Origin of the sequence: Planktothrix mougeotii LEGE 06226, assembly GCF_015207485.1 — a bacterium.
In the GTDB taxonomy this organism is placed as follows: domain Bacteria; phylum Cyanobacteriota; class Cyanobacteriia; order Cyanobacteriales; family Microcoleaceae; genus Planktothrix.
Genome location: NZ_JADEWU010000037.1, coordinates 40,696 through 51,527 on the forward strand (window position 1 = coordinate 40,696; position 10,832 = coordinate 51,527).

10 protein-coding genes are annotated in these 10,832 nt (G+C 39.9%); 4 read left to right on the forward strand and 6 right to left on the reverse strand.

What is annotated here, in order from left to right:
* Positions 1 to 12 precede the first annotated feature (12 nt).
* Positions 13 to 1,665, forward strand: coding sequence for a SulP family inorganic anion transporter (locus tag IQ236_RS15885; protein WP_193870201.1), 1,653 nt, complete (start codon positions 13 to 15; stop codon positions 1,663 to 1,665).
* Entirely contained in the window at positions 1,662 to 2,249 is a 588-nt protein-coding gene (locus IQ236_RS15890) for a carbonic anhydrase (protein WP_228041668.1), read from the forward strand. Before IQ236_RS15885 ends, IQ236_RS15890 begins: the two co-directional genes overlap by 4 nt.
* Positions 2,250 to 2,297: 48 nt before the next feature.
* Here IQ236_RS15890 and IQ236_RS15895 read toward each other — a convergent pair whose 3' ends face one another.
* From IQ236_RS15895 to IQ236_RS15905, 3 genes are all read right to left on the reverse strand, one after another.
* Positions 2,298 to 3,710, reverse strand: coding sequence for a GTP-binding protein (locus IQ236_RS15895; protein ID WP_193870202.1), 1,413 nt, complete (start codon positions 3,708 to 3,710; stop codon positions 2,298 to 2,300).
* A 96-nt stretch (positions 3,711 to 3,806) separates the two neighbouring features.
* Positions 3,807 to 4,112 carry an RNA recognition motif domain-containing protein gene (locus IQ236_RS15900; RefSeq protein WP_193870203.1) on the reverse strand — a complete coding sequence of 102 codons (306 nt, stop codon included), beginning with the start codon at positions 4,110 to 4,112 and terminating at the stop codon, positions 3,807 to 3,809.
* A 192-nt stretch (positions 4,113 to 4,304) separates the two neighbouring features.
* A complete protein-coding gene (locus IQ236_RS15905) occupies positions 4,305 to 5,597 on the reverse strand; it encodes a hypothetical protein (RefSeq protein ID WP_193870204.1) in 1,293 nt (430 codons plus the stop codon).
* Between the two features lie 804 nt (positions 5,598 to 6,401).
* Here IQ236_RS15905 and IQ236_RS15910 point away from each other — a divergent pair.
* A complete protein-coding gene (locus IQ236_RS15910) occupies positions 6,402 to 7,796 on the forward strand; it encodes a UDP-N-acetylmuramoyl-tripeptide--D-alanyl-D-alanine ligase (RefSeq protein WP_193870205.1) in 1,395 nt (464 codons plus the stop codon).
* Between the two features lie 98 nt (positions 7,797 to 7,894).
* Here IQ236_RS15910 and IQ236_RS15915 read toward each other — a convergent pair whose 3' ends face one another.
* From IQ236_RS15915 to IQ236_RS15925, 3 genes are all read right to left on the reverse strand, one after another.
* Positions 7,895 to 8,341, reverse strand: coding sequence for a GNAT family N-acetyltransferase (locus tag IQ236_RS15915; RefSeq protein WP_193870206.1), 447 nt, complete (start codon positions 8,339 to 8,341; stop codon positions 7,895 to 7,897).
* Positions 8,342 to 8,451: 110 nt separating this feature from the next.
* Complete coding sequence (gene map / locus IQ236_RS15920; RefSeq protein WP_193870207.1) at positions 8,452 to 9,285, reverse strand: type I methionyl aminopeptidase; 834 nt, start codon at positions 9,283 to 9,285, stop codon at positions 8,452 to 8,454.
* Between the two features lie 70 nt (positions 9,286 to 9,355).
* The gene (locus tag IQ236_RS15925; protein WP_193870208.1) at positions 9,356 to 9,790 is read right to left on the reverse strand and encodes a GNAT family N-acetyltransferase; all 435 of its coding nucleotides are present in this window, start codon (positions 9,788 to 9,790) and stop codon (positions 9,356 to 9,358) included.
* A 147-nt stretch (positions 9,791 to 9,937) separates the two neighbouring features.
* Here IQ236_RS15925 and IQ236_RS15930 point away from each other — a divergent pair, with 147 nt between their 5' ends.
* On the forward strand, positions 9,938 to 10,819 hold the full coding sequence (locus IQ236_RS15930; protein WP_193870209.1) for an alpha/beta fold hydrolase: 882 nt from the start codon (positions 9,938 to 9,940) through the stop codon (positions 10,817 to 10,819).
* The last annotated feature ends 13 nt before the right edge of the window (positions 10,820 to 10,832 follow it).

Here is a 10,832-nt window from a genome sequence, read left to right on the forward strand (position 1 = left end):
CACAACATTAAAATGACAGAAACAGTGATTAAACCAGAACAACAACCCGTTGGGTTAGGTGGGATTTTTGGCTCTTGGCGAGGTGATTTAACCGGGGGAATTACCGCCGCCATCGTTGCTCTACCTCTAGCTTTAGCCTTTGCGGTCGCCAGTGGAGTTGAACCTAAAGCAGGACTTTATACCGCCATTATCGCCGGAATTGTGGCAGCCCTGTGTGGGGGGTCACAGGTGCAAATTACAGGGCCTACAGGGGCAATGGCGGTGATCCTGATTGGCATTGTCAGCAAATATGGGATTGAGAAGGTTTGGATTGCCGGAGTAATGGCCGGAGTGATTCAAATCGCTTTGGGAGTTACTAAATTAGGTCAAGTCGTTAAATTCATTCCCCATCCGGTCACCACGGGCTTTACTAACGGTATTGCGGTGATTATTTTTTGTAGTCAACTGAATAATTTTTTCGGCCTAGATTTACCTCGGAGTGAACACTTTTTTCCGGGTCTATTGGCTACTTTTAGCCATTTAGAAAATATCAATTGGGCAACCGTTAGTATTGCCAGTGTTGTGATTGTCACCAAACTATTTTGGGTCAAAATCACCCGTCTGATTCCCGGTTCTTTAGTAGGATTAGTCTTAGCAACCGGATTAACAACTTATTTTCATCTCAATATTCACACAATTGGCGAAATTCCCCAATCTCTCCCCCTTCCTCATGGTATTCCCCATTGGCAAGATTGGGGCTTACTCCGAGAATTAATTAATCCCGCCTTAGCATTAGCCGCGTTAGGGAGTATTGAATCGTTACTGTCGGCGGTGGTCGCTGATGGGATGACCGTTAGCCAAAAACACAATAGCAACCGAGAACTGATTGGTCAAGGATTAGCTAATATTGTTGTTCCCTTTTTTGGGGGAATTCCAGCGACGGGAGCCATCGCTCGGACTGCGGTTAACGTGCGCTCTGGGGGTAAGACCCGTCTTTCGGGTGTAATTCATGGCGTTACCCTGGCTCTAATTGTGGTGGTATTCGCGCCTCTAGCGGCTCAAATTCCCCTAGCCGCCTTAGCGGGAATTTTGATGGTGACGAGTATCAGGATGATTGAGTGGGAAACCATTGGCTTACTATTGAGAGCAGATTACGCTGATTTTGGGGTGATGCTCCTGACTTTGTTAATCACAATTGGCTTTGATTTAATTCTGGCGGTGGAAGTGGGTTTGATTGCGGCTAGTATTTTATTTATTAAGCGGATGAGTGAACTGGATTTGGCAAAAGTTCCTGAAGCAGAAGCTTTTCCCCCTGGAATTCCTTTGGAATTAACTCAAGAAATTGCGGTTTATCGGGTGGATGGCCCTCTATTTTTTGGGGCGGCGGAACGATTTGCAACGTTCTTACGAGAAGAACCTCAAGTCAAGTATTTAATTTTACGGCTGCGGTTTGTTCCTAATATTGATACAACCGCGTTAGTGGCTCTCGAAGACATCTATCAAGACTTAAAACGTCGAGGTTGTCGTTTGATTTTAAGTGGTCTACAGCCTCAAGTTCAGCAGCGTTTAGAACGGAGTGGTCTTTTGGAGAAAATTGGTCAAAATAATTGTTTTGAAACGACTGATGCCGCTATTCGCTCTCTTGAACAACCTGTTAAAGAAAAAGTGCTGGAATTTCAAACATGAAAAATGATTTTAAGGGGATTCAAAAATGTTCCTGTCAGGGGAATTGCTCTCATCTGTTAAGTCGGCGTGGGTTTATGCGATCGCTTTTAACAACTATTATTTCTATTCCCCTGTTAGAATTTACTCAACCTGCTCAAGCTGCAAATCATCACGCTAAAGCTTTAGTCTTAAGTTGTATTGATTTTCGGTTTATGACGGCAGAACAGCAATTTCTGGCTAATATTTTGCCTCAACAATATGATTGGACTGCCCTAGCGGGAGCTTCCTTAGCTCTGTCTGGCTTTCCCCATGAAGCGGAATTAACGGTTTTTTTAGATCAATTAGACTTATCCTATAAACTCCATTCTATTGAAAAAGTGATCATTTTAGATCATGAAGATTGTGGAGCTTATGGGAGTTTAATTGATCCTAATCTTCATCAAAATCCAAAACGGGAATATCAAGTGCATACCGATTATTTAAACCAAGCTTATAGAATGATTCATCATCGTTATCCTAATTTGGATGTAGAGCTTTATTTTGTGACCCTAGAGTCGGAATTTAAACTCGTGACTCCGAAAACAGATTTCCCTGACTTGAGTTAGACTAACTCCTGATCTAGGATAACATCTATAGCTTTTCTTGTTACCTGGTCAGTTCACACCCATTGTGTTTTTAACATTAATTTTGTTCCATAATTCTTCTTTAATTCGATTCAAAATAGAAGTTTCATCTAAGGTTTCTAAAATATGTTGAACAACGGCTTTCGGCCCTTCTTCTCCCCAGGATGCACCATTAGCTAAATAAGTTTTTGTCACCTGTCCAATAGCATAACAAGATACCCCAGCGATCGCAGCTTGGGGAATAGCAACGGATAAATAGGGAACTAAGGATAATCCCCCGGTTACAGGTGCAGTTAATCCTAATACACTTTTTAATGAACTTAAGCCAAAATTCGCCACTAATTCACTAGCTGTAATTCCTCCCATACTTAAGGCAATTTTTTGTAATAATTCTACCGCACCTTGTTGAGTCATGGAAATTCCATAGAGTTTAGATAAGGTTAAAATCAGAACCACATCAATCATCGCCCCACTTAATAAATCAACCATCATCAGGGGATTTAAGGCGATCGCAATGGATTTTGTCATCACTCCATTCCAAATCACTCGGTTAGCACTTTGTTCCCGAATTTCCATTTTTCGCTGCACTAATTTTTCATTCACATCTCCCGCATATAACATTGTATTTAAAGCCACTAAAGATTTCCCTTCCCGATCCAAAACCTCTAAAATTTTTAGCTTTAATTCTTCAATTTGAGGTTCTCCCCTCGTTAATTGAGCACTTAAACTTCCATCAGGACGACGAATCGCTTTCGCCACCAAAGGAGAAGCCGCAGCCATGACAATTTCATGAGGAGATAACAATTCTTTAACCCGTTCATCGCGAATTTTTTCATAAATTGCTTGTCGGTCAGCTTCTGGATATTGATCAATTTTATTAAACACTAATAATATCGGTTTTCCCGCTTCCCGTAATTGAGAAAGGGCATCATATTCAACTTGAGTAATATCTCCCGCAATTACAAATAATAATAAATCTGCTTGTTGGGCTACCTGACGAGCAATTTGTTCACGGGTTTCGCCATCAACTTCATCAATTCCGGGGGTATCAATCAGTTCAATTTGAGAAATCCGATAGGAAACCGCCGGAATAGGAGATAAAGAATTTTCAGTCAATTGCCATTCCTGCTTATGGGTGGTTTGGGTGACGCCATGAATGGGGCCAGTAATAAACACCTCTTGACCTAATAAAGCGTTCAAAACCGAAGATTTCCCCCGTCCCACCATACCAAAAACGGCAATTTGTACAGAGGTACGGTCTAATTTATCCATCATCCTCTGTAACCCCCCAATATCGGGTTCTAAACCCTCTCGTTCTGTGGGGGTCAAGTCAAGATGGTCTACAATTTCTCGTAAGGCATCTTGAGCATGGCGTAAATTTAATTCCGCTTGTAGGTCAGTGAAACTCAACAGCGTTGTATTCAGTTCATCATCCAGATTCATTTTTTGGTTCTTGTTAATTACTCTTTCTATAGTGACAAATTAATAACGGGTCTTACCATTGGCAAAACCCGTAATTGATGGAATTAAATTTCTGTTCTAATAAGAATTATTGCGATAGCCTCCCCGTGACTGTCGCTTACCGCCACCGCCTTCATGATCTTCACGAGGTCTTGCTTTGTTGACTCGCAGATGACGCCCCATCCATTCTGCTCCATCGAGAGCCTCAATTGCAGTGTTTTCGTCTGCTTCATTCACCATTTCTACAAAGCCAAAACCACGAGATTTCCCAGTTTCTCTATCTTGAGGAACAGTGGCTCGTCTGACTTTACCGTATTCTTGAAAAACTTGCTCTAGGTCTTTAGAGGTAACCTCATAGGCTAAGTTACCGACATAAATCGACATGGAATGACTCCAACCTTAAACTCGGACAAAATTCAATTTCGGCAACATACCCGTCCCTACAGAAGCCCATCAAACCGAGATTCCTGTAACCTAAAACAATGTACATAACCGAATTTGATTAACGACCTTTATTGTAGCATAGAATTGTTAATTGAGTTGAGTCGCGATCAATACAATTAGCATTTTTAAAGCTTATTGGATGAACGATAAATCAACTCCTCCAAAGTTGGCACTTAAGGCAACATTCAAGTTTTCTAAGACTTTGACTAACCAGAGCACTCCATCTTGGGAACAAGACTCGTAATGATTAAATAAAATAGCAAACCGTTTTTCCAGGTAAGGTTTGACTTTTCGACAGATTAAGACAATTTTGAGTAATAACCCCACGGTCGTTGTTGGCCCGACATTAGCAATCAAATCAATAAAGACAAAATGATTCGGTTTCTGAGAACTCTCAACCACTAGAAAATTTAACATTTGGTTACAAGTTCGCAGCAAGAGAAACTCACTAAAGTTTTCATCATCACTGTGGGGAATGGTATTTTGTAATAATTTATACAATTTGTCGTTAAATTGGTTACGGATGTAGGATGAATCAATTGATGTGGGCGTGATATATTCATATAAACTCTCTTTAAAAGAGCGAAAAGATTGATTAGGTTGAGTTTGAGCCATAAAGTTTTGAGCTAAATCTCGATAGCTTTGTGATCCTTCTACTTTTCCAACAAATTGTTTAAGGGCTGCAAACAATTCTCGATTATTTAATAGGGTGGGGTTAGGAATGGGGGAAGCAAATTTTTTAGCTTCTTCTATAGAAGTTCGACGGGCGATGGTTGCGAGTCGAATTTGATGGGCGGCATATTGAGATAAATCGAGTTCAAATTTGCGTTGTTTTTGCGCTTGAATTTGTTGAATCATCTGTTGATGTTCATAAGAACTATCCTCACTTAATAAACAATGTTTGTAAAGATAGGGATAGCGAGGAATTAAAATCCTTAAAGGCTCAGAAGATTGAGCTTTATAATCTAATTCAGTTGGCTGATTAATAACAGCTACAAACCGTTTTAAAGCTAAATATTGCTCACTTTTGGTAAATTCATAGACTAAATCCCCCAATTGACGAACTGTTTTAGAGTAGGAGTAAACTTTGCGAATTTTGGGAATCGAGTCATCAAAAAGTTGAATTAATTTATTAATCGCGGCTTTGCGTTGAGGAGACGTATGCCAACGATTAATTAAGATATAACAACAGCGATTCAGAATATGATTAAACTCTTGAGCTTCTAATTTAGAGATCACTAATTTATTTAAGGCTCTGGAGATTTCTACATCAGGATACCCCGATCCTTCAATAAATAATAAATTCAGTCGCTCTATCAGTTGATACGGCTCATCTATTTCCACCCGACTGAGTAAGTGATCATAAATCGTCTGTTCCTCTAGGGCCGTAGCTCGATGTAAAGAATTAACTAAATTGTTGTTCATTTTTGATTACCCATCTGCTCAATTTGAGTTATCTTGTCTGGTGAAATCCCTTCATATTCTTGAGTGGCTTATTCGCTAAACTTTAACGTTAAAAACCCACAATAGAATTGTGGCACAGGTACCAGAGAAAGTTCTAGTATTGAGTATAATAAAATTCACCGAGGGAACCTTTGCAACCCGTAATTCCACTGAAAAGCCTACAGAAACGATGTGACTTCATTAATAAGATTCGACTTTGCCACTTTTTCGCCTTCAATCCTGCTCACGAAACAGAAGCAAGTTGATCTGACAATCAAACTAATTCAGTTTTTCATGGCTTTCAGTTTTAGAAGGACTTGAAGATTATGCACCCTGGAAAAATCTGGCTTCGATAACAGGCAATCCTGATAGCCCATTCAAAACTAATATTAACATTTTGTTGAAAAGTCTCTTAGAAAAGAAACCCCTACATCAAGTTGTTTCGATTAAAAATAGACTTTTGTATTAGTCCGGTATTCTGTCCAAATTAAGGCTGAAATCATAATCCATTTCGGTGAAAATGGCTATAAAATCAGTGATGTTTTATAATACCATAACAGGCTGACACTCTCTGCACAATTAGTACGGAGATAGTGGATTCTAAGAGTCCACTTCAGATGATAGGTTTGCCGTTCAGGCGAGAGAGGGTTTCATCGCTGCCTGTACACCTCAGGGGAGAGATTAGCCAGGGTAAGCCCTAACCGGAGCCTGCTCAAGTCAGGACGGGGCTTTAAACTCTTTTTTTGGGTAATCAAGGATGATCAATTTTATTTATAGAGTCAGAGAATGTCTAATCTCATCACGATCGGCCAGCTTGCTAAAATTGTAGCGATTAATGCACCCTTGAACTGTGATTTCCCTGATTCCACCCCCGTGATAGGGATCACAACAGATACCCGCCGTCTTCAACCCGGAGAAGTATTTTTAGCATTACAAGGGGAACAATTTAATGGCCATCATTTTGTAGAACAGGCCCTTAACCAAGGGGCGATCGCGGCAATTGTCACACCGGATTTTGCCGAAAGTCACCCGAATTTACCGCTTTTAGCTGTTACCAATTCCTTAAAAGCTTATCAAGAGATTGGCCGATGGTGGCGGGATCAATTCCAAATTCCCATCATTGGGGTGACCGGTTCGGTGGGGAAAACCACAACCAAAGAGTTAATTGCATCGGTATTAGGGACTCAAGGCAAAGTCTTAAAAACTCAAGCCAACTACAATAATGAAATTGGCGTTCCTAAAACCTTATTACAACTCACAGCCGATCATGAGTTTGCGGTGATTGAAATGGCCATGAGAGGAAAAGGACAAATTGCTGAATTAACCCAGATTGCACAACCGACCATTGGATTGATTACGAACGTAGGAACCGCTCATATTGGACTGTTAGGGTCAGAACAAGCCATTGCTGAGGCGAAATGTGAACTCTTAGCAGAAATGCCTAAAACCAGTGTGGCGATTTTAAATCAAGATCAGCCCCGTTTGATCAATACCGCAGCAACGGTTTGGTCTGGAACTACAATTACCTATGGGTTAGAAGGGGGAGATCTGCGAGGAGAATTAATCGACTCCCAAACCCTACGAGTCGAGGGGGTGAATTTGCCTTTACCTTTACCGGGTATTCATAACGCTTCTAATTTTTTAGCAGCATTGGCCGTATTGAGGGGAATTTATGGTTGGGATATGTCCCCAGAAACCTTGTATGCACCGTTTCTGCAAGGGATCGCGGTTCAGTTACCGGATGGACGGGCAAAACGCTATGAATGGGGAGAAGATATTATTATTTTAGATGAAACCTATAATGCAGGCTTGGAATCGATGTTGGCTGCATTGCGGTTACTAGCTGATACACCGGGAAAACGCCATATTGCGGTATTGGGAACGATGAAAGAGTTAGGAGAGCGATCGCTAGAATTCCATGAACAGGTGGGGCGCAAGGTACGGGAACTCAATTTAGATGGATTATTTATTTTAGCCGAATTTGAAGAAGCCAATGCTTTAGCAACCGGAGCCGGAGGTTTACCATTGGTAGAAGTTGTGGATTTGCAGGCGTCGGATGCTCACCCACAAATGGCACAACGGTTAAAAGAGTTTATCCAACCCGGTGATCGGATTTTATTTAAAGCATCTCATTCGGTACAACTGAATCGAGTTATAGAATTGTTAGAGCCGGGAAAGTAGAGGAATTATAGATTTAACAATATTAAAATGGCTGGTGTAGAGACGTGCCATGGCGCGTCTCTGTGTGGCGTTTAGGGGATTATCTCATAGTACCGATTTCAGGATGGAATATAAGAATTAAGGGTTTTGATCATTTTAATATGGAGAATTCCGGCTTCTTCAAAGGGTTCTCCGATGGGTTCAAAACCTAATTTTAAATAGAGATTTTGAATATAAATTTGAGCATTAACAATGATGGTTTTAATTGAAGTTTGAGCGATCGCTTCTAACGCACATTCCATTAATTGTTGAGCAATTCTCATTCCTCTGGCGGTCGCTAAAACCGCTAACCGTTCAATTTTAGCATTGTTTTTATCTAAATAGCGAATCCGCAAAGTTCCGATGGGTTGATCATCTAAATAAGCTAATAAATGTTGGGCAAATTCATCCTGTCCATCAAATTCTAATTCAGGATCAACGCCTTGTTCCAGTTCAAAGACTTGATATCGAATTGATCTAATTTCTGTAAAAGAGTCAAAATAGTTAACCGTTTTTATTCTAATCATTTTTGAGAGGAGGGAACAGAAAACAGTAGGAATATAACCTTAATAATGGCTTTTATCCTGAATTGTCAAGTATTTTCTTCCTGTTTCCCGACTCCTAGCTATAGCTATCACTAAATCTTAGAGCGATCTGTTAAAATTTCATAACCGGTTTCAGTGACTAAAACCGTATGTTCAAACTGAGCAGATAAGGAATTATCAACGGTTACGGCTGTCCATTTATCGGATAAAGTTCGGGTAAATCGAGATCCCGCATTTAGAATGGGTTCAATGGCTAAAGTCATCCCAGCTTTCAATTTAACATTAGGTAAAGAATAGGTACGAGCGTTAAAAACCGAGGGTTCTTCGTGTAAATTTTGTCCGACACCATGACCTGTAAATTCTTCTACAATTTTATAACCATTGGCTTCTGCATGATCTTGCATCACTTCAGCGAGATCCAGTAAATAAGCTCCCGCTTTAACTTTCTCTATTCCTTTATATAACGTTTCTTCCGCAACTCGAATCAATTTGGCAGCCTCTGGAGACACTTCACCGACCCCAATTGTAATACAAGAATCTCCATGAAATCCTTCATAATAAGCCCCCGTATCTACTTTTAAAACATCCCCAGCGCGAATGACTTTACGACGGTTAGGAATGCCATGAACCACTTCATGATTAATTGAAGCACAAATGGAACCTGGAAAGCCATGATAACCTTTAAAACTGGGTTTTGCGCCCATTTCTCGAATCCGTTTTTCTGCATAAGTATCTAAATCAGCCGTTGTCATTCCCGGTTTTACCTGCTCTGAAATTTCTTTTAAAACCGTAGCTACAATTTTTGCAGCTTGTCGCATGATTTCAATTTCTTGAGGGGATTTAATATAAATTCCTCGACGACTTTTTTTAACTTGAGGGGGGTTGGGTTGAGCAGGTTTAGACAGAAAATCAGCCAGAATATTCATTATGTTCAGGATTGAGTGTGTTCGGATAAAAGACCTTTTTATAAGTTACCCTAAAATATCAACTTTTGGGTTACAGTTCCAAGCTAAAACTCCAACCCTGTTGTTTAAAGCCTAAAGATTCATAGAATTGATGGGCTGCTGTGCGTTTAATATTGGAGGAAAGCATCGCTTTATAGCATCCCGCCGAGCGGCTGAGTTTGAGAGCTTCCTGCATCATCGCTTTCCCAATTCCTTGATTTCGATAGGCAGATGTGACAACAACAGCATCAATTAAGGCTGATTTGCTATCATGTAAAATCATAGGAATCCATAATAAGCTAAATGTACCCACAGGTTCACTGTTGAGCCATGCAATATAAATATTGTAGTTGGGAATTTGTTGAATTTGCTCAAAGATTTGCTCAACGTGCGATAGAGACAGAGGAGATTCCCCATCAATTTCTGTATATAGCTGATTTAAGATTAATAAATCAGAATTTGTTACGGGTTGAATTTCTAATAGCATGAATGATTTTATTTAACCCTATGCAATACTTGACTATCTGTACAATTGCCTATTTCTACAGGAATGAATGGTTGCAAATTTTCCGCAGAATAGAGCTTTTTAAAATCTAAGGTTATCATCATTATATATTCACCCTCGGAGAAATTTATGTCAATTTTAGCAGAAAATTGGACGAGCGACTTTATCACCACAAATCAGGTGAAACTCCATTATGTCACCCAAGGGGAAGGGCCGTTGATGCTGATGTTACATGGATTTCCTGAATTTTGGTACTCTTGGCGTCATCAAATTCCCGAATTTGCTCAAGCGTATAAAGTGGTTGCTGTGGATTTAAGAGGGTATAACGAGAGTGATAAACCCAAAGAATTATCGGCTTATTCTATCAAAGAATTAATTTTAGATGTAAAGGGATTAATTGAAGGATTAGGATACGAGGAATGTGTGTTAGTTGGGCATGATTGGGGCGGGTTTATTGCTTGGAATTTTGCTTATATTTATCCTCAAATGTTAAGTAAATTAATTGTCTTGAATCTTCCTCATCCCACAAAGTTTAAGCAAGGTTTAGGAACAATTCAACAATTATTAAAAAGTTGGTATATCTTTTTCTTTCAACTGCCGTTTTTACCTGAATTATACTTACAAGCGGATGATTATCGCAGTGTTGGTGAAGCGTTTACCAAGATGGCAATTAATAAAAATACTTTTAGTGAAGCTGACTTAAATGCTTATAAAGATGCGGCTGCTAAACGGGGAGCTTTAACGGCAATGGTGAATTATTATCGAAATCTGTTTCCCAGTTTATTTGCTACTCAACAAACCCAAGGTTTACTCAATGTCCCCACTTTAATGATTTGGGGGGAAAATGATCTGGCATTGGGTCAAGAATTAACCTATGGAACAGAAGAATATGTCCGAGATTTTCAAATTCGTTATATTCCTAATTGTAGCCATTGGGTACAACAAGAACGTCCTGAATTAGTTAATCAATATATCTGGGAATTTTTGAATGCAGAACCGATGGGGGAGTGAGGAGGGAGAGGGG